This window comes from Paenibacillus xylanexedens, from assembly GCF_007680605.1.
In the GTDB taxonomy this organism is placed as follows: Bacteria; Bacillota; Bacilli; order Paenibacillales; family Paenibacillaceae; genus Paenibacillus; species Paenibacillus xylanexedens_B.
Genome location: NZ_VEIO01000001.1, coordinates 131,562 through 150,900 on the forward strand (window position 1 = coordinate 131,562; position 19,339 = coordinate 150,900).

The following is a 19,339-nucleotide window of genomic DNA, read 5'->3' on the forward strand; positions in this document are numbered from 1 at the left end:
ATCGTTCGTATCTATTTCATCGATGTAAATGAGTGGAAACTCCATGCTATTGGGGGAGAAGGCTAGAGGTGGATAGAATTCGACCCATTTCTGACCTGTCCATCGATCATTCTTATATTTGAGGTCCGCGCTGGACGCAGATTCAAGATAGTTCCATCTCATAAAACCGAATAGCAGTAGAATACACAGTGTAAAAATGCTAAAGATTATCCTTTTATTATTCAAATGATCACATCCTTTTGGCGCGAACTATATCTATTTTAGACGATTGGGAACCACTTGGTACTAATTGGGCTGTACCCGTTTTATTTTATCAACACTGCCAGTTCTCTGGAAGGACATTCTCTCATGCTTAACTAAAATCTCTCCAGTTACCTTTATTTGAATTAAATGGTACGATAGGAAAAATGTGAAATAATGCTAGATGAACATATACAAGAGCATGTATGGGGGAGCATTTACAATTTACTCTACGAGCAGGGGGAAATGAAATGGATTTCAGAAAAATCACTTGGGATAACTTTATTGAATGTATTGAACTCAAGGTTTCTCCGGATCAGCAGCAATTCATCTCTTCGAATCAGCATGCACTTGCAGAAGCGTACATAGCCTCGGATGAGGGACAGATCATTATCACATTTGCAGTATACAAGGAAGAACGAATGGTCGGATTTATTTCGATGTATTATGACGATGGAGATGGAAATTTCGAGTATAGCAGCTATGGCATTTTCAAAATGATGATTGACCATCGGTACCAAGGCCAGGGATACGGCAGAGAAATGGTAGAGAAAGCGATTGGGTATGCACGTTCAGCCCCGCGTGGGGAAGCCAAAGTGGTAGAGCTGACATATAAGCCTGAAAATCTGGCTGCAAAGAGCATTTATGACTCGCTTGGTTTTCAACTTACGGGTGATGTATTGGCTTGTGGTGAAGTGCAGGCGATACTAACGTTGTAATTGCCCCCTTCCCACCATTCCTGCTATAATTCCCGTATATCGACTGTATTGGGGGTTATGACGTGGCAATAGGGATGATGCCGGATTGCTCGTTCGCTAGAAAGCCTTACGCAAAGCCTGAATAGGGGCGGACTTTGTGTAGGGCGCGACAAAATGAGATCGTGTGCCCTGAGTAAGCAACACCAATATCATGGTTCGACCCGCAGGCTTTGCACCTTATTTGCTTGACCACTATAAATAAGGGGCTGAAGGCCATGCAAACACCATTTATTCATAATCATCAATATAACTATATTTATAAACAAGCCAAATTTCTGCTGAAAACGCTGCGCTCGGTCGTGGACCCCAAAGTATTGGATACGGTCCGCTACACCGTCAGTACGAATGCCGTAGGCATCTTCGATGATCTGACGCTGGAACAAAAGCAGCTGCTGGAGCAGCTGTCCTCGTATGCGACGCCGCATGACGTGCAGCTTTACCTGAATCAGCTTGAAGAATATCTGATTCCATACCCACAGGTTACAGCCAAGCAGATTCAAAAACTGTTTCCAAAGGCGAAGAAGCTTAAGCTACCTGATCTGGAATCCATCGATTATACACACACCACGTACTTGAGATGGATGGACATTGCGACCAGCCGTTTGTTCATCGTGTACCCGCACGAAGGAAAATTCCTCGGGATTGAGGGACGAATTACGCCCACGAATAAGAAGGGGTACTGCATGTTCTGTCATCGCCATCAGGAGCTGGGGTTTTTCAACGTGAAGACCAAGGCACAGTCGGCGGACAATTTTGCATCCGTTGGCCAGTATGTGTGTATGGATGATAAGGCGTGTAATGAGAGCATTACGGATATCAGCATGCTGAAGAAGTTTCTGCTTGCAACGATGAAATAAAGCTGGAGATTCGGGTGTAACGAATATATCCAAACTGGTCAAACGACGTTAGTATCGTAAAATAGCACAAAACACAGGAAGGGCCGCTCAGTTGAGTGGCCCTTTTTGATGTGTAATGCCGGAGTGTTTACTTACCGTAACCGCTCTTGAGAAGCGGAAACGGGTGATTCATTTTACCAAAGGCGGAGCGGAATGTGAGGCGTTTATTTTTTCAATTGTGAAAGGGGTGGATGGACCCTAACCATTTATTATGTTGACTGTTCAGCAAATGCGCTGGCATAGTTAACGCCCAACTCGTACGCCTGATGCAGCAGTTCCTCATAGTGTTTCGGCGGAGCATCCACCGTTTCGTACAGGAATTCAACCTTGGAGCGGGACACACCGCAGTAATCGGCGATACCGACATTGAGCAGGTTGCGAATCGAGTCACCATAGCCCCGCTTATTCATCTGTTCTTCCGTCACACCGGAAAGAGCAATCCACAGAATTTGCTCATGATGCAGATTGTTCGCACCATAGGCAAAACTGTTGTTCATGACGCGATCAATGTACCCTTTCAGCATCGCTGGCAGATGCCACCACCACAGAGGGAAGACAAGAGCAATGGCATCGTGTTTCTTGAGACGTGCAATTTCCGTTTCAATCTGGGGGGAGAATCGCTGATGATCTTGCGTATAGTCCGGTTCATCTTCTGCCCGCAGGACCGGATCAAAACCAATCTCGTGCAAATCCACGATTTCGGCTTGATGACCTGCTTCGGTCAGACCTTGAACGAAACGATCGGTGACCTGAAAGGTCAGGGAATCTTTGCGCGAATGAGACACCACCACTAATACGTTCATTATCAATCACAACCTTTCTGGAGCACGGTTCGGTAGCCAGAGCTCCTCTGCTGATGCTATTATAAACAGAGTTGAAAACATCTGGAAGTACGCACTTTATTGTTCTATAGGGAGATGAAAGTACCCTAAGAGCATGAAATTTGAACGTGAAACTTAAAAGTACCTTGATGGAAATGTCATGATTTAAGAACCATGATATAAAGGCCATGACATGAGGCTCGGAAAGATAACGGAGGGAAGACCAAGATGGAACAAGATCAGACAAATAGTGAGGCTCCCAAGAAATATAGAGTTGGCGTTGAAGCAGCGCTGGAAGTGATGGGTGGCAAGTGGAAGCCGCTCATTATTTATCATTTGTTTACAGGGTGCAAAAGAACGTCGGAGCTGAAGCGGTTAATTCCCGACATTACGCAGAAAATGCTGACCACACAGCTGAGAGCACTGGAAAAGGATGAGATCGTGCAACGTAAGGTATACTCTGAGGTTCCTCCGCGAGTGGAGTATGAGGTGACAGCGTATGGATTGGGACTTAAGCCTGCGCTGGATCTTCTGTGTTACTGGGGAGAAGATCATCTGGACAAGGTTTACGGGGATAAGTCGAAGGTGTTGGAGGACTTTTAATTCCAAGAAAAACGTGAAGGACAGGGGAGAGAATCGGTGGAACATACAACGAATGCGCAAGGATTAAGCCAAGTGAATCAAACGGGTCAATTAAGCCATTCCGACCAAAACATGCAAGCCAATAGGGCTAAACAAGTTAATAAGTCCACGAAGGATACTCCGGCCAACTCAAGCGATCTAACCAATCCAGAAAAACAGACTGTACCGATCCGCTGTGAAGGGGTTGCGGTGGTACTCTTGAAGAAAGATCTGAATGAATTTCATGTCCTGATGCTGAAACGGGCTGGTCGAATGCTTCATGGTGAGTGGTGTTATATTGGCGGTGGTATTGAGCAAGGGGAAAAGGCATGGGAAGCCGCGCTTCGAGAGATTCATGAAGAAACCGGCATCACGAATGTTCGTTTGTACACGACTAATCAGTTCGAACAGTTCTATTCACACGCAGAGGATTATATCTATATGGCCCCTGTATTTGTAGGTTATGTGCACGAGGATCAGTCTGTCCAGTTAAATCATGAGCATAGCGATTACCGATGGATGACGTTTGACGAAGCCAAACAAAACGCAGCATTGCCCGGAATAGATGATATTCTGGATTTTGTAGAAAAGCATTTTGTCAGAAAAGCCCCTTCCAAGTGGTTGCAGATTAATACGCATCAATAGAGAGGTGTGAGAAATATGATTAATGAACAATATTATGAGAAGCTTAATCAGGACGCAATGGACAATTATCTATTTTACAAACAAGAAGCTGAGGCAAAGGTACATAGAAGAGAGTATACAACAAGTAAACGGTATGACATTATGCCCTTTTGGTTGGAACGTGAGGGACAAATCCCTGGAGAACTTTCGAACGAAGAAACAGATACCTATTACGAGTTTGATGATCAAGGCAGATTGCTGATATTGGCCTGTGACGATCTCATTGACGGTTATACGTATGTTACATATAAAGATGATCTGATAACGACAAGAACATATGTTGAGGGCACATTGGATGGAGTGAAGGAATATAGGTTGCAGGGCGGGCATGTCTATCGATCTGTAGAATATCTTTCTCGGTTTAATAAAATTAACGTTGAAGAATATATTTATGAGGGCAACCTGCTTGTGCAAGTCTATCAGCCGCAATATGAAAATAATAAATATTACGATCATCTTGTCCGAACGTATTTCGAATATGATAAGCAAAATATCCTGCTACGAGTGTTAGATGGAACGCAAGGTGTGATTTATGTCAGAATGGCAGACACAGAAGTTCAGACATTGCGGGAAACGGTGAAAAAGGAACTCATGTTGGCGGTGAAGCAAACCATAGATACGCTCTGTGACTCTCCATCGGAAAGTTCCTATTGTTTCTTATCCATCTACTTGCATGATGAAGTTCATGCAGTGTACTCGCCTATGTTCAACCCGGGTTGGGATGAGGTAAGAGAGGAACAGATAGAAGAAAAAGATGAGCATGATGAGTATTATCATTACAGACTTTGGAGTTCAGGCGAACATCCATTGAATGATCAACAAGAGCTGGAGGATCATGATCTGATCCAGAGGCTTCGAACTTTGATTATATATTGGCGTAGCAGAGGAGATTGGTTTGAAGAAGGCAAGCGCTTGTGGCAGGAGGTTGCCTACGAGCTAAATGTAACGACTAAATGGTCCGAATATTCCCAACTTACAGATCATTTTGTTGTGTTTGTTGAATGGGAAGCGATGGATATCATGAATGGAGATTTACATGCAAGCATACCTGCGGGCAAGCTAGAGTTGTTACAGTTAGAAGACTTGGCACCGAACAATTAATAAAGTGCAACTAATATAACCTAACCAAAAATCAGGGGGGATAACTCATTACGTTCAAGACGATTTATCCAAGAGCTGTACTGCAATTAATTTGTATGTTAATGATTGTAGTTTTATTTTCTAGAAATGTTTTTTATGATGAAAATGGTGTTATGAAATACATCGATTTATTTTTTTTCGTCTTCATCATGGGTTATATCATCTTTCTAGTCGGGCGGATATTTTTCACCAAACCTAGCGTTACGCTGGATAGCGATCATATCATCTCTACCAAATTACAGAAATACGATGCTTCTCAGATTGAGTGTATTTATATGAATTACAGACGAATCGGGTTTAAATTGTATGGTAAACGGATTGTGCCAATGGATTTATGTTTTTATTTTAAGGGAGATCAAGAGACCGCAGGGGTGGAAGCTGTCCGTGAATGGGCCGCGCGGAACGACAAAGAGATCAAACACAAGTTTTTTCAATCTTGGGTGTAGACCGGCATGTTTGTGAGTGTAAGAGAATGTTGAGGCTGGAAAATCTGGAGGAGTAGCGATGAAAACTATAGAACAATTTCTAACCAGCGATTGGTATAAAAATGTCACGGCTGAACTTGTTCAGCTTAAACCTCAGGTGAAATTTGTGGAACATGCTAGTTATGAAGCATCGTTGCTGATGGATTCTTTTAGAGAACGCAAATATGTTCTGGAGGGCTTTAACGGCCCTGCTCCAACCGAAGAAGAATGTGTGCAGTGGATTATGGAACAGATTGCCGAGGACAAGGACGAGATTATGTCTTATGTGGTAGCCCGGTTAACGTTCAGTGAGCAGTTGGATGATGATCCGGACGGGGAATTTGCTGAGGGCGAAGAACTGGATGCAGGGGATCGGTCGGAAGTGGTAGAGATTTTGGGATTTACGAGATCGGTTATCGCAATCACGGTCATTGAATATGATCTGGTGAAGAATCATCCGAAACAATTAACGGCGTTTTTCAAACGCACACGTATTCCCGGCGCAGCCAAATTCGCATCAGAGATTAAAAAGCTCTACAAGCAGGAGAGAGGCCTATGAAATATTTAACAAAAGAGTGGTATGAAACGTGCCAGCAGACAGGGCTTCATTTTGGCTTGAGAGTACATAAAGGCGCGGCGTCGCTGGATGAGGCTCTTTTCCAGAGACTGTATAAACGGAAGGAAAAAGAGCATATAAAGCAAGAGCGTGAGATCTATGATACCGATCCTCGATTCATGCTGGAGCAGGATGGCCAGGTGATGACCCGTGCAGACAAAGCTTTTAGCGGGGAAGAGATCACGGCAGAAGACCAGATGGTGTATCACATGCCGCCGGAAGAGCGAGCGCATATTGAGAAGCTGATTGCCGAATATGATGCCCGTCCTGCTTTTGATGAGAAGCAATGTAAAGACAAGTATAAAGAAGCGATGGAGTGGAACTTCCGATACCATGCGGAGAAATTACCTGCTGAGATCTTGGAACAGATTGCGGACATCCGAGTGTTTGCACTGGGTTATTGTACAAGCGATGTCCTGCGGCAACTCAAGAAAAAGAGTGCAGAGAATACCCAAGAGATGGAACGCATCGGACAAGACTACAGGGAAGCGATGTTGGATCAGAATATTGCGGATGATGTTCACCGCCGGGTGCAATTTCACGATTGCCAGGTGACCAAACTGTTGCACTCCGATAATCTGGTTATCAGTTTTGACAACCGTGGCGGCTTCACCGAAATCAATAAACTCACGTTGACTGCCCCTGAAATTGTTAAGCAAGAAGGTGAGATCGTTGGCAGTCACTGGTTGTACCAGGAGCTGTATGGGATCGATCAGGGGTACGAACTGCATGTTCTTTTGGATGGAGAACCTATGCCTGAATTGATCGTACGTTGTACCGATATTATTGCGGAGATTGAGTGAGGGGTTACCATTTTGCTTCGGCTGCGTTATTTGTATCTCATGTATGTAAAAAAAGAGATCATGCCTGTTCACACCAAGGCATGGTCTCTTTTCCAATCGAAGACCGTGTATGCTTAATCCCAATTCCATATCTCTACCCGGTTCAGATGAACATGCTGGAATTCCGGATTCTCGCTAATCTTCTGCAATTCGCGTACGGGCCCTGTTACAACAGCACCGTATACTTGTACGCCATTCTTTTTCAGATAGGCAAGTCGTCGTTGATCCCAATCAACACCGTTGTAACTGAGGTTGCTCGTCATCCATTCCAAATCAGACATCATGGCTTGGATTTGTTCCTTCATCGTTCCTTCTGACTGTGCCAGCTCCTGATCTTTAGTGTCTCTAGGAAAATAATTAAACCATCGGCCTCCGCCGTCTTCCATTTCATAGAGCGGCTTAAGCGTCAGATGAGGAACATCATAATCAAACAGTCCTGCTCTCGAATAGGAAAGATTTTTTTCCTGCATTTCGCCTGAATAGATCGGCATTGCTGTTACTCGGACATCATATTTAGAGAGCAGCTGCATCAATTGCTCAGGCGATTTTAGATCTTTCAATGAGATCGACATCTCGGCAACATGTCCGTCATCTATTTTACGAAGCCGCTTGGAAGCGCTATTTTCCTCCGTGTCCTCATGGGAAGGTTTGCCGTCAACCAAGTCATACGGAAGGTAAAATGGACCGGGTTCGTTTCCATTTAAATAAGCACCGGTGCTATTCATCTTGTAACTGAATTTACCCGTAATACTTCGTTCGGCCTGAACCTCACCAGTAATGACTTCCGATGAACCGACAAGGCGATATACCTTCAGATTGGCCTTCTGTGTTAGAAAGGGAGTGACTTCAAACGTCTGATGGGGACTTTTTTCGACGCGCAGTCCGTCACCATGCATCTCCACCACCGAAATAATAGAACGCATGAACTCGTTCCGCACCTTGGATTGATCGAAATACATATGCAGAGCCGTAATATAGACATGATAGAGTACAAATATTAAAAGTAGAACTCCCCCTGCGTTCAGGAAAAATTTCCAACGTGTTTTCCATACCATTCGTCTAAATTGCTTATGACCCCATTCCGGGCGTTGAGGTTCAAAATCATCTGCATGGAGTACAGGCAGTTCATCGGGTTCCGTTGGTTTGGACATCATTCATTCTCTCCTTTCATCTGTAACATCTCTTCTTTAAATCGTGCTCTGGCGCGAAACAGGGTAACTTTGACTTGGCTCATATTCATATCCAGAACCTTGCAAAGTTCCTTGTAAGACAGCTCATTCATCTCGCGAAGTAGCAGTACAGTCCGATATTGTTCGGGCAGTTTCTTCATGACCTGTTGAATGAGCTTTACCCGTTCACGAGCGGCGAGTACTTCCTCGGGAGTACGATATGTATTCTCTACACTTTGTTTCTCCAGTTCCCGGCTCATTTCCATTTCCCCGCGGTTCTTTCGGTACCAATCGATAAATAAATGTCGGGCTACTTTGTACAGCCATGCTCTGGCATAGTCGGCATGTTCGGTTTTCATGGATACCATAGCTCTGTAAAATGTTTCTTGAACTAACTCCTCAGCCGTTTCTTGTGATCCACACATCCGGTAGAGATATAGATGCAGGGAGGACTGGTACTGTTTGAATAGTTCGGCATATAAATCACTCCTCATTCCAGATTTCATCCTCCTTCATTTAAGACAACGGGAGGAGTTGAAAAATGTTACAATTAAATTGAATATTTATTAAAGAGATGAATTGGACTATGCTTTTGTCAGGCACGCAAGTTCATAGACACCAAGGAGATGTACACAACTATGGAATTATTTACATCGTTCATTGCCGTTTTTGTATGCATTATTTTCGTGCTCATCGTTGCAGCCGTTGTACGTTATGCCGTAGATTCGTCCAAAACATCAAGGAAACTTGATCTACTGATGAAGGAAGTACGTGATCTGCGCGCAGAAGTCAGGCAGCTTCAGTATACGAAAGGGCAGGACAGTCAACATATTATCGATGAAAAAGTGTAATAGCTGTGTGAAGCGGTGGATCATGTAAGTTAGTGAGTGGTGGATATCATGATAACTTGAATCGGGGGTGCACAACGTTTATGACTTCAATGCAAAACGTTCAGGCTGTTTTTATTGACAGAGATGGCACGATCGGTGGTACAGGACATTTTATTCATCCGAGAGACTTTGAGTTATATCCAAATGCGCAGGAAGCGATTATGCTCTTAAAGCAAAACGGAATGAAGGTATTCGCAATTACCAACCAACACCGAATTTCACGCGGACAAGCAACGATTCAGGAGTTTGAACAGCAGTTTCAGGAATACGGGTTCGACCAGGCCTACATCTGCCCTCATGAAGAAGAATGTGGCTGCCGAAAGCCTAAACCCGGCATGTTACATCAGGCTGCTGAACAGCATGGTTTAGACTTGACCAAGTGCATCGTTATCGGAGACGTAGGCGAAACGGACATGCTTGCTGCGCATGCCGTAGGAGCAACGAAGATTATAGTGAGAACGGGTTGGGGCGAATCCTCGTTGACGAATTTCAGACATAAGTGGGCCCAGACGGAGCCGGATTATATTGCAGCTGATATTTTGGAGGTTGTGCATTGGATTATTGGAAATTTCGTTTATAAGGAGTGAGCGTATGATCGCAAGAACATGGCATGGAGCGGTACCGCTGGAGAACAAGGAAGCTTTTTTGGAATACGAGGTTGAAACAGGTGTGAAAGATACACTCGCTGTTAAGGGGAATCGCGGAGCATATCTGAAAGTGGTTGAGCAAGGAGCCTACGCACACTTTTTCCTGTGTACCATGTGGGAGGATATGGAGTCGATGATGGCATTTGCCGGGCCTGAGCCTACCATTGCTGTCACGTATCCGAAGGATGAGGAGCTTGGTTTGATCTCTGATCCGATTGTCATTATACAGGAAGTAACCAGTGCAGATAGTCCGTTTGAGGAAGAAAAGAAAAGTATTTAACATTTAGGGGGCAATGAATTTTGAAGGGATTATCCATCATCGCAGTTATATTATTTACATTGACTTTATTGTTCATATTTGTTGTGGGGCCTACAAACGAGGGGGCTGCGGTAGGAATAGCACTTTTATCTATGTTTTTTGCCATACCTTATTCTATTTTTGTGCTTGTAAAAGTCAATAAGTTAAACAAACCAGTAGTTAACGTCCATGAACAGCTTTTACAATTGGGGGATTTAAAGGACAAAAATATCATCTCGGAATATGAATTCGATCAGAAGAAAGAGAAGTTGCTGGCAAAGATCAGATGAAACAGGGAGAAAGATAGGATGAACATCAAACCGAGCATCGAGGAGATGAACGTACTTTTTCAAAAACATAGCATTCACGAACAGATCGTGGAAGTAAGACAGTTGTCGGGAACGACGGCGGGGCGGGTGTTCAGGCTACTTGCTAGCTCGGGCGAACGGTACATTTTGAAATGGGACGATCCTGAGGACATTCGTGTTACATGTCAGTTTCTGAGTACTTACAGTGAAGTGATGCTGTTGTCAAAGGTTCTTTTTACGAGTTCGGACAACACTTATTTTGCATACAGCTTTATGGAAGGTGTGACTCATAACCATCGGGGAGCGAAGAAAGCCTGGTTAACCCGGCTTGTGAAAAAGCTGTTTAATACATATGTGCGATTGCCGGATACTAAGCTATGGGGAAGAATGGAGTATCCACGTGAGACATGGAAGGGATTCAATCAGATTAGTATTGATGAGGCGAGAGAGAATCTTGGCGATGTGCTTACAGCGGAAGATTACAAACTTGTTCAATCTACAGTGAATCGTCTGTTTGAGAAGGATGAGGCGGCGAGGTTTCTTTTGCACGGGGATGCAGGTGTACATAATCTTGTGTTCAAGCAAAAGGAACTAATCGGGGTGATTGATCCGTCTCCCATGGTGGGCCCGGTTCTCTATGACTTTCTCTATGCTTTTTGTTCCTCACCCGATGACCTCGACCCGGCATTGTTATGGGATGTATTCGAGTATCTTGAGCAGGTGACTATGAATAAGTCCAGATTGATGGAAGAAACTCTGGTTCATCTATACTGCCGGATTGGGCTCAGCAACAAACATCATCCGCAGGACTTGCCCGAATATCTTAAAGCATGGGAGTTGTGGAAGGGGCTCTGTGAGGGGGATTAGTAAAGAAATTAGATGAGGTTACGATATCATGAAAGATTTGTATGAGAAGTTCAGTTTTACATGAGCAGGGACGTGCTCCAGTGGGGGGAAGTTGTTTATTTTGAAAGCACAGGCTAATGATCGGATTATTATGGCTGGAGTGCTGGCGGAATAAAGGGATCGTGGAAATATTTCGATCAATATAATAAGAGAGCTCTGGCTTAAAGTCGGGGCTCTTGTCATTTTTCAGTATTCAACAAAATAATCTATATGCACGGATACTGGGTGTCGCGAGGACTTAAGTGGTACTCCAATTCTAACGATCCCCACGAAGCTTATTTCTTGCAAAAACCTCAAAAATACACTGGATTGGAGCAAAATCAGCTAAATAGCGTCTCTGTGGATCGTTAGAAAATAAAAAGCAGAGAAACAGGCCAAATAAGGCTTCTGGTGATCGTTAGCGTTTTAGTTGAGTAAGAATACGATGAATATCGTTCCATTCAAGAACCCAAACAGTCAATGATGTATTACGGAGGAGGAAGTGTAATGACGAGCACTTATAAGATTCCTGAATTGCTGCAAGATATGATGGATTGGGAGCAGGAGATTAAGCGCGAAGTACCTTATCTGGAGACACCGACGGGTTATTTTCTACAATTTGATCCGTATGATCATGGGGGTTATTTGTGTTCTCCCGCTGATGCGATCGTGTTTGCCAATACAGGCATGGATGGCATTCATTATTCATTTTTGACGGACTTTGGGTGTGCTTCCGATCTAAGCTTAGCGCCTGTAATTCGTGTAGACCCCATGGATTTTGGGCGTTATGCGAGGGTTGTTGCCAGCAATATTCGGGAATTTTTTGCTCTGGCTTTCTCAGGTCATGAGGGACTGCTCCTGAATGAGTTTGAATCGAAACAACAATACCTGAACTACGTCATAGAGCAAGCGGCTGGCGCAAGTGAAAGTGAATACTTCGATAGGAAGCGTTGGGATCAAGAAAAAAATAAGTTTCGTGACTTGGCCATGCAGCGATTTGATCTTCAGCCCATTCGGGACGGTTACTCTTACATTCAGGAAGCACGTCAGATCAGACGCAGTGAAGTCGTTATCGATACACTTGATGGCCTTGGAGTTGCGCTGCGGAAAGATTTAGTGGGTGATCAGAAGCGAGCGAAGCCTCATCCGTGGCATGAGAAAGAAATACCGTACGATCAGGAGGAGCAGTTAAAATCCTATATATCGGGCGCAGATCAGGTGGGTCTGTTTAGTTTAATCCGGGACAGTCAGGCCCAAGGGTTCGATGATCCTGATGTATATCGAGCGATGAAAGATCGGCTCATTTCATTCGGTCTGAAGATGGAAGCGCAGAAGCTGATGCACTACAGGTGAAATAATTGAAACCTAAGGAGGGATAGAGAAATGCGAGACAGGCGTGAAACTTGGTCTACACCTTATTTGAGCTACATCGGTTTTGGGCTGGTTGTTATGACAGTCATGGTGAATTTAATTTTCAAATGGGGGATAGAACAACGTTGGGATATGGGTTCACTCATGTTGCTGTCGCTAGCTAATGCATTATTATTGTTATTTACATTGGTTTGGGGAATTTTTGGGGTATTGGAATTTGCGATGTTACGGAAGCAGAGATATAGAATTAAGTTGAGGGCGGGACGTGGAGCAATTGATCCAGAAGAACAGGAGAAACAGATTAGAATTCTGAAAAGAAGTATGATCATTAATATCAGTTATATTGTTATTCTGCTGTGTCAATTAGGATATGTAATTCTGAATTGGGATGAGATAGATATTTAGACGGTTACCTTTGGATTGGAATACATAACGATGTGATTTGCCGAAAAACACCCTAGACGTACTGTCATTTTATCTATAAAATGGAATTATAAAACGAAACTTAGTTTCATTAAGTGAAACTGAACGAAGGAGTGATGAATTACATGCATTTTCATTTCAATGGCATTGATCATGTGCAGCTGGCTGCTCCTGAAGGTTGCGAGAACGAAGCCAGACATTTCTTCAATCAAATCTTGGGCTGGACAGAGATTCCAAAGCCTGCATTGCTGCAGAAACGCGGCGGTGTGTGGTTTCAGTGCGGCGTTCATCAGGTTCATATCGGTGTGCAACATGATTTTGTACCCGCTTCCAAAGCCCATCCCGCCTTTCATGTTCAGAACCTGGAGCAGCTGCGTGAACACCTGGATATGCACGGTATCCAAGTCGTAGATGATGAAGCAAGAGCAGATGAGGGAGTACGACGCTTTTATTCAAATGATCCCTTTGGTAACCGGCTGGAGTTTCTGGAGTTCATTACGGTATAAACGCAATGCAATGCCGATCCAATGCTGTACTGATGCTGTGCGAAAGCTGCGCCTACGTGCGATAATGCTAATGTTGCAACAGCAATAAAAAAACAGGGCGATCCCTTAATGGGAATCGTCCTGTTCTTTCTTATCCAAATAAAAGCGAGTATCCACTAACCTGCACTAAAATTAATGATGGTGATGCGCATGTGCGTCAGGTGCGTCACCTTTTACGGTGCAGAGGACGGAGGTGTCGTGAAGATGCTTTTCCGACTCAACCTGCAAGGTGACATGTTTGATCTCTTTGTGCTCCAGCAGGTGCTCGATTTTTTGCACCAGAATTTCGGACGCATATACATCCATCGTGCCGTCTACGACAATATGTGCGGTCAGTGCGTTCAGGTTGCTGGTGATCGACCAGACATGAACATCGTGTACACCTTTGACGCCATCCACCTGCTGTATCGTCTGTACCAGATCGTTGACATCCACGTTGGCAGGTGTACCTTCCATGAGAATGTGCAAAGAAGACTTGGTGACATAATACCCACTACGCAATACGAGTATCGCCACAATGACACTCGCCAGCGGGTCAGCCCAGCCCCAGCCGAAGAACATCATGAGCAGGGCAGCAGCAATGGCACCAATCGAGCCGAGCATGTCACTGATTACGTGGAGATAAGCACCGCGCATGTTCAGGTTACCCTCGGTATCGCTGCCACGCATCATAATCCATGCAACGAGAATGTTCACAAGCAATCCGACCGTACTGATGATCAGCATACCCATAGTAGCCACTTCGGGTGGATTGATAAAGCGGCCAATGGCCTCGTAGAAAATGTAGAGCGCAATAGCAATTAACGTAACGCCGTTTAACGTTGCTGCCAGAATCTCAAAACGTCTGTAACCGTAGGTTTTACCCGTATTGACGGCTTTTTCCCCGAATGTGAATGCCAGTAAAGCAATCCCGAGTGCAATGGAATCTGAGAGCATATGGCCTGCATCGGAGATGAGTGCCAGACTATTCGTAATGAATCCCCCGAAGGCTTCTACGATCATGTAGAAGGTAATGATAATGAAGGAAAAGAGCAGTACTTTTTTGTTATTCGTGCCGTGCGCGTGATTGTGTCCATGGTCATGTCCATGATTGTGCCCGTGTTGTTGTCCTGACATTGAAATCCTCTCCTTGGGAGCCTTGCTCCGTTATGTAAGTTGCCTGTTGCAGTTGAGTAATACAAGTTACGTGTTGCTTGTTTCTAATGCGCGGGGTTCTGTTGCAGGTTGCTGTAACATCACTTTATATCTTGTTGTCCTGAGTAGAGTTATGTTACATGTTTCAATGCTAGTGCCGTTTGGTTACTTGATATGAACATATGAGCAATCACTCATATGTTATGTGTTCATTATAATTCCGTCATACAGTAGTGTCAACCAGATTTGCGAAAATATAAACATGCACCTGACTCAGACAGCTATACTGGTGACTGTACTGGTAACTGCGCTGGCTAATGGCTTCGTTTTTGTGCTACCATCGGGGCAGGATCACTATAGAAGGGCGGACAACGAGATGAAACATCTGCTGCTGGCAGACGATGATGCCAATATCCGAGCACTGCTGCGCCATGTCATGACGAAGGAGGGATACCGGGTACATGAAGCACAGGACGGAGTGGAGGCGGTCAAAATAATACAGGAGACAACGATCGATCTCGCGATCCTCGATGTCATGATGCCAGGCATGGACGGACTTGAACTGTGTGATTACATACGTCAGCATTACGACATTCCTATTATATTGCTGACCGCAAGGGATCAGCTGGCAGATAAGAAAGAAGGATATTTGCGGGGCACGGATGAGTATGTGACCAAGCCGTTTGAACCTGAGGAACTGGTGTACCGGGTCAAAGCTTTATTTCGCCGATATCACCGAACTTCCAGCGATATGATTCGCATGAACCGGATCGTGATTGACCGCAACAATGTGGAAGTGAGCGATGGGCAGTCTATTCTTTTTTTGCCAATGAAGGAGTTTGAGCTACTGTCTCAACTTGCGCAGTTTCCGGGGCGCCTGTTCTCGCGTGATGAACTCATTCGGCTCATCTGGGGTGCGGATTATGAAGGGGATGACCGAACGGTCGACGTACATATCAAGCGGTTGCGTGACCGCTTTGCGGATTATACCGATGATTTTGTCATTCAGACGGTGCGGGGCATTGGATACAAAATCGAGGTGAAATCGCATTGAGATCATTATACGTTCGCATATTTCTCATTACGGTGGCGGTGATTATCGTCAGTAGTTTGCTCGGATTCTTTTTCTCCAACATCTACTATCACGCTAAACTCAAAGACTTTAATGATGAGAAGCTGGTCGGTATCGCCATGGACATGAAAAAGTTTGCCGAAGAGCAGCCTGAGCCGGGTACGGTAGAGCAATATCTTCACAATGCAGCGGCATTAGGATACGAGATTTATGTCACGGATGGTCAGGGCGATGATCGGTTTTACGGCCGTGAATTCCGCGAAAAAGAGTTGGACAGGCAGGCTATTCGCCTAGTATTGGGCGGCGATGTGTATCATGGCGTGGCCGAGTTTCCGAGCCAACCGTTTATTACCGGATTTTTTGACAATCAATTAAGCAATACGGTGGGGGTTCCGCTACAGGTGGGCGATGCGCGCTATGCTATGTTCATGCGTCCCGATGTTATTTTGCAATTTGGAGAACTGCGGATTTTCTTTGCGCTCATTGGGGCATTAACGGTGGGGATCAGTGTCCTGATCTTTCTGTTCAGTACGCGTTATCTGGTCAATCCGATTGAACGACTGTCGGAAGCGACGAAACGCATAGCCCAGGGCAATTATAATCTGAAATTAAATACAGCAAGACGTGACGAGATCGGGCAGCTTGCCCAGCATTTTATGACGATGAGCCGTGAACTGGAACGGGTGGATCAGGCTCGGCAGCAGTTTGTGTCGAACGTATCCCATGAGATCCAGTCACCGTTAACCTCTATTCAGGGATTTGCGCAGTTGGTCGCGGACCGTGAATTACCAGAGCAAGAACGGGCGCATTATGCATCCATTATTGAAAAAGAAAGCCGGCATCTCTCGTTGCTCAGTAAACAATTGTTACTCCTGTCTTCCTTGGAACAAGGTCATGAAGATATGACCGGAACCCAAACGACCTTCTCGCTGAAAGGCCAATTCCGTCAAGCGGTTCAAGTGTTGCAATGGCAATTGGAGGAGAAGGAGTTATCCCTGCGCATGTCTGTACCGGAATCCATACAGTTTACGGGCAATGAAGTGTTACTGATGCAGGTTTGGATGAACTTGCTTGGTAATGCCGTGCAGCATCTGCCCAAGGGCCGTAGCATCGAGATTCGGGCAGAGCAAATGGATAAAGCGTGTGTCGTGTATATCCAGGATACTGGGGATGGAATCGCAGCCGAGCATCTGCCGTTTCTGTTTGACCGTTTCTACCGGGCGGATCATGCGCGTGAACGTTCATCTGGAGGGACTGGCCTGGGCCTTGCGATTGTACAGAAAATTATTCGTCTCCATCATGGCACGATTGAGGTGTCCAGTTCAGCTGAAGGTACGCTCTTTGCCGTAACGCTTCCGCAGATGTAATATGTTATTCATTTTCCGTTCATTTTCACCTCCTATACTTGGGCTATCAAGAGGGAGGTCAGAGCATATGTACTTGGCTATACGAGAAATCAGATTTGCAAGAGGACGATACGCCTTGATTGCGACCATCATGGTGCTGGTTTCGTTTCTGGTGTTGTTTGTAACCGGACTTGCCCAGGGGCTGTCGTATGATAACGCGGCTTCGATTAAAAATATGGCAGCAAACCATTTTATACTCGAACAGGATTCGAATCATCGATTTACTCGTTCACAGGTGGGCCAGCAGGAGCTGGATAAGGCACGTGCTATCGTTGGACAGACCAACGCCGAGCCGCTTGGGGTCCGAATGACCACGGTTAGTCCGGCGGACGATACCAAAAAGATCGATGTCACCCTATTTATGGTGAACCCGGGAAGCTGGCTTTCACCTACGGTTACCGAAGGCAAAGCGATCAACGATAAGTCTGCGGGACAGGTTGTGGTCGATCAGAAGCTGGCGAAATCCGGCGTAACGATCGGCACGGTTCTGGTGGATCAAGCCTCCGGAATGGAGTGGACGGTGAGTGGTTTTGTGCAAAATGAATCGTTCAGTCACGCACCGGTGGTGTTCCTGAATGAGCAGGAATGGCTTGCGTTGCAAGCTGGATCACGTACGGTGCAGGCGGCATCTGCAACAAGTGAAATAGAAGCAAAATCGGGATCAGGAACTATGGAAGCGAGTGCTGGCCGTGACACTGGAAAAAGCGTGAGCGCTAAAGCGGACACGGGTGCTATTGGCAATGAAGATGCAACGAGCAATACAACGGCAAGCGGTACATCGCCTGCATCTGGTTCATCGGGGACACCAGTCTACAATGCCATCGCGGTCAAAGGTACGGATGAACAGGTAAGCAAGCTGAGCGCCGCATTGCCACAGACGGAGATCATCACCAAAGCGGAGGCCGTATCCGCTATCCCCGGTTACAAGGAGGAACAGGGCTCACTGTTGATGATGATTGCTTTCCTGTACGTCATCTCTGCATTTGTGCTTGCAGTATTTTTCTACGTCATTACGATTCAGAAGACCAGTCAATTTGGCATTTTAAAAGCAATCGGTACCCGAAACGGTTATCTGGCAGGCAGCGTTTCTTTGCAGGTGTTGCTGTTGTCCGTGGGCAGTCTGGTGATTAGCGTGTTGCTTGTACGGCTGTTCGAATCTGTTCTTCCAGCATCCATGCCATTTCAATTGGGATTATCCACGCTCGCGTTAACTTGTGCATTATTTATCCTGATGTCAATGGCGGGTTCGTTATTCTCGGTGTGGAAAGTCACTAAAATTGATGCACTCGATGCGATTGGGAGGACGGCAGCATGAGAAACCGACTGGTATTACAAGGGATTACCCAGACATTTGATGACGGCGGCAGTCCGCGCACGATTCTGGATCAGCTTGATTTACAGGTGGCAGAAGGAGAACTTGTCGCGGTGATGGGACCTTCGGGTTCAGGCAAGAGTACATTTTTGTCTATTGCAGGTGCACTGCTCGAACCCACGGATGGGGAGGTATTGCTGGACGGTACTTCGATTATGGGCAAAAATAAAGCGGACATCTCGGATGTACGGCTGCGCCAGCTCGGATTCATATTTCAAAGCGCGAATCTGATTCCGTACCTGAAGGTGGAGGAACAGTTATTCGTGGTTGCGAAGCTTGCGGGTATGGACAAAAGCAAAGCCGAGCGCCGTGCAGGTGAGTTGCTGGAGACGGTGGGCCTGTCTCACCGGCGCAAAGCCTACACCGACAAGCTGTCCGGTGGGGAACGCCAGCGCGTTGCCATTGCGCGGGCGCTGATGAATGATCCGGCTGTGCTACTGGCGGATGAACCGACGGCCAGCCTGGATGCGGAGCGCGGGCTGGATATTGTAGGCACGATTGCACGGCTCGTGAAGGAGCAGGGCAAGAGCGCGGTGATGGTTACGCATGATGAGCGGATTTTGCCGCTCTGTAGCCGGGTTCTTTTTTTGGAAAAGGGAAAGCTGGTGGCGCGTTAAAGGATTATGGATGTACATTTATTTCGACAAAATAAGTTGATGAGAAATAAAGCTAAACAGTAAATTTGAGTGCGATAAGAGGGTCACAACTCCTGCAAGGGAGGTGGCCTTCTTTTTGTG

24 protein-coding genes are annotated in these 19,339 nt (G+C 45.6%); 20 read left to right on the forward strand and 4 right to left on the reverse strand.

Features of this window, described 5'->3' with window-relative positions:
* The first annotated feature begins 491 nt into the window (after positions 1 to 491).
* Positions 492 to 959, forward strand: coding sequence for a GNAT family N-acetyltransferase (locus FS818_RS00660; protein WP_186375383.1), 468 nt, complete (start codon positions 492 to 494; stop codon positions 957 to 959).
* 254 nt (positions 960 to 1,213) lie between these two features.
* Positions 1,214 to 1,855 carry a FusB/FusC family EF-G-binding protein gene (locus FS818_RS00665; protein WP_145328687.1) on the forward strand — a complete coding sequence of 214 codons (642 nt, stop codon included), beginning with the start codon at positions 1,214 to 1,216 and terminating at the stop codon, positions 1,853 to 1,855.
* A gap of 248 nt (positions 1,856 to 2,103) precedes the next feature.
* Here the strand turns inward: FS818_RS00665 and FS818_RS00670 are convergent, their stop codons facing one another.
* Positions 2,104 to 2,697: an NAD(P)H oxidoreductase gene (locus FS818_RS00670; RefSeq protein ID WP_145328689.1), complete on the reverse strand. Its 594-nt coding sequence runs from the start codon at positions 2,695 to 2,697 to the stop codon at positions 2,104 to 2,106.
* A gap of 246 nt (positions 2,698 to 2,943) precedes the next feature.
* Between FS818_RS00670 and FS818_RS00675 the strand changes: the two genes are divergently transcribed.
* From FS818_RS00675 to FS818_RS00700, 6 genes are all read left to right on the forward strand, one after another.
* Positions 2,944 to 3,318, forward strand: coding sequence for a winged helix-turn-helix transcriptional regulator (locus FS818_RS00675; RefSeq protein ID WP_145328691.1), 375 nt, complete (start codon positions 2,944 to 2,946; stop codon positions 3,316 to 3,318).
* A 36-nt stretch (positions 3,319 to 3,354) separates the two neighbouring features.
* Complete coding sequence (locus FS818_RS00680) at positions 3,355 to 3,981, forward strand: NUDIX hydrolase (protein ID WP_260989759.1); 627 nt, start codon at positions 3,355 to 3,357, stop codon at positions 3,979 to 3,981.
* A 15-nt stretch (positions 3,982 to 3,996) separates the two neighbouring features.
* Positions 3,997 to 5,121 carry a hypothetical protein gene (locus FS818_RS00685; protein WP_145328693.1) on the forward strand — a complete coding sequence of 375 codons (1,125 nt, stop codon included), beginning with the start codon at positions 3,997 to 3,999 and terminating at the stop codon, positions 5,119 to 5,121.
* A gap of 188 nt (positions 5,122 to 5,309) precedes the next feature.
* Entirely contained in the window at positions 5,310 to 5,606 is a 297-nt protein-coding gene (locus FS818_RS00690) for a hypothetical protein (protein WP_145328695.1), read from the forward strand.
* A 58-nt stretch (positions 5,607 to 5,664) separates the two neighbouring features.
* Positions 5,665 to 6,183 (forward strand): hypothetical protein, encoded by a 519-nt coding sequence (locus tag FS818_RS00695; protein WP_145328697.1) that lies wholly within the window; start codon positions 5,665 to 5,667, stop codon positions 6,181 to 6,183.
* Positions 6,180 to 7,043, forward strand: a complete 864-nt coding sequence (locus tag FS818_RS00700) for a DUF4085 family protein (protein WP_145328699.1) — start codon at positions 6,180 to 6,182, stop codon at positions 7,041 to 7,043. The genes FS818_RS00695 and FS818_RS00700 overlap by 4 nt, the downstream gene beginning before the upstream one ends.
* A 113-nt stretch (positions 7,044 to 7,156) precedes the next feature.
* Here FS818_RS00700 and FS818_RS00705 read toward each other — a convergent pair whose 3' ends face one another.
* Together FS818_RS00705 and FS818_RS00710 are read right to left on the reverse strand one after the other, a co-directional pair.
* The gene (locus FS818_RS00705) at positions 7,157 to 8,233 is read right to left on the reverse strand and encodes an anti sigma factor C-terminal domain-containing protein (protein WP_186375384.1); all 1,077 of its coding nucleotides are present in this window, start codon (positions 8,231 to 8,233) and stop codon (positions 7,157 to 7,159) included.
* Positions 8,233 to 8,745, reverse strand: coding sequence for an RNA polymerase sigma factor (locus tag FS818_RS00710; RefSeq protein ID WP_186375385.1), 513 nt, complete (start codon positions 8,743 to 8,745; stop codon positions 8,233 to 8,235). Before FS818_RS00710 ends, FS818_RS00705 begins: the two co-directional genes overlap by 1 nt.
* Before the next feature lie 144 nt (positions 8,746 to 8,889).
* Here FS818_RS00710 and FS818_RS00715 point away from each other — a divergent pair, with 144 nt between their 5' ends.
* The 8 genes from FS818_RS00715 to FS818_RS00750 all read left to right on the forward strand — a co-directional run bounded on the left by FS818_RS00715 (position 8,890) and on the right by FS818_RS00750 (position 13,579).
* Positions 8,890 to 9,102 carry a hypothetical protein gene (locus tag FS818_RS00715; protein WP_145328705.1) on the forward strand — a complete coding sequence of 71 codons (213 nt, stop codon included), beginning with the start codon at positions 8,890 to 8,892 and terminating at the stop codon, positions 9,100 to 9,102.
* Positions 9,103 to 9,191: 89 nt separating this feature from the next.
* Entirely contained in the window at positions 9,192 to 9,728 is a 537-nt protein-coding gene (locus FS818_RS00720; RefSeq protein ID WP_145332701.1) for an HAD-IIIA family hydrolase, read from the forward strand.
* Between the two features lie 4 nt (positions 9,729 to 9,732).
* Positions 9,733 to 10,068 carry a hypothetical protein gene (locus FS818_RS00725; RefSeq protein WP_145328707.1) on the forward strand — a complete coding sequence of 112 codons (336 nt, stop codon included), beginning with the start codon at positions 9,733 to 9,735 and terminating at the stop codon, positions 10,066 to 10,068.
* Positions 10,069 to 10,088: 20 nt separating this feature from the next.
* On the forward strand, positions 10,089 to 10,376 hold the full coding sequence (locus tag FS818_RS00730; RefSeq protein ID WP_145328709.1) for an SHOCT domain-containing protein: 288 nt from the start codon (positions 10,089 to 10,091) through the stop codon (positions 10,374 to 10,376).
* An 18-nt stretch (positions 10,377 to 10,394) separates the two neighbouring features.
* Complete coding sequence (locus FS818_RS00735; protein ID WP_145328710.1) at positions 10,395 to 11,261, forward strand: phosphotransferase; 867 nt, start codon at positions 10,395 to 10,397, stop codon at positions 11,259 to 11,261.
* 525 nt (positions 11,262 to 11,786) lie between these two features.
* Entirely contained in the window at positions 11,787 to 12,632 is an 846-nt protein-coding gene (locus tag FS818_RS00740; protein WP_145328713.1) for a hypothetical protein, read from the forward strand.
* Between the two features lie 30 nt (positions 12,633 to 12,662).
* A complete protein-coding gene (locus FS818_RS00745; protein ID WP_145328715.1) occupies positions 12,663 to 13,055 on the forward strand; it encodes a hypothetical protein in 393 nt (130 codons plus the stop codon).
* A gap of 143 nt (positions 13,056 to 13,198) precedes the next feature.
* Positions 13,199 to 13,579 carry a VOC family protein gene (locus tag FS818_RS00750; protein ID WP_145328717.1) on the forward strand — a complete coding sequence of 127 codons (381 nt, stop codon included), beginning with the start codon at positions 13,199 to 13,201 and terminating at the stop codon, positions 13,577 to 13,579.
* Between the two features lie 171 nt (positions 13,580 to 13,750).
* Here the strand turns inward: FS818_RS00750 and FS818_RS00755 are convergent, their stop codons facing one another.
* The gene (locus FS818_RS00755) at positions 13,751 to 14,734 is read right to left on the reverse strand and encodes a cation diffusion facilitator family transporter (protein WP_145328719.1); all 984 of its coding nucleotides are present in this window, start codon (positions 14,732 to 14,734) and stop codon (positions 13,751 to 13,753) included.
* A gap of 394 nt (positions 14,735 to 15,128) precedes the next feature.
* On the opposite strand from FS818_RS00755, the gene FS818_RS00760 reads away from it, so the two are divergent.
* The 4 genes from FS818_RS00760 to FS818_RS00780 all read left to right on the forward strand — a co-directional run bounded on the left by FS818_RS00760 (position 15,129) and on the right by FS818_RS00780 (position 19,219).
* A complete protein-coding gene (locus FS818_RS00760) occupies positions 15,129 to 15,806 on the forward strand; it encodes a response regulator transcription factor (protein ID WP_145332702.1) in 678 nt (225 codons plus the stop codon).
* Positions 15,803 to 17,191 carry a sensor histidine kinase gene (locus FS818_RS00765; protein ID WP_145328721.1) on the forward strand — a complete coding sequence of 463 codons (1,389 nt, stop codon included), beginning with the start codon at positions 15,803 to 15,805 and terminating at the stop codon, positions 17,189 to 17,191. Before FS818_RS00760 ends, FS818_RS00765 begins: the two co-directional genes overlap by 4 nt.
* A gap of 67 nt (positions 17,192 to 17,258) precedes the next feature.
* Positions 17,259 to 18,545 (forward strand): ABC transporter permease, encoded by a 1,287-nt coding sequence (locus FS818_RS29145; RefSeq protein ID WP_260989760.1) that lies wholly within the window; start codon positions 17,259 to 17,261, stop codon positions 18,543 to 18,545.
* The gene (locus FS818_RS00780) at positions 18,542 to 19,219 is read left to right on the forward strand and encodes an ABC transporter ATP-binding protein (protein WP_145328723.1); all 678 of its coding nucleotides are present in this window, start codon (positions 18,542 to 18,544) and stop codon (positions 19,217 to 19,219) included. Before FS818_RS29145 ends, FS818_RS00780 begins: the two co-directional genes overlap by 4 nt.
* Positions 19,220 to 19,339: the final 120 nt, after the last annotated feature.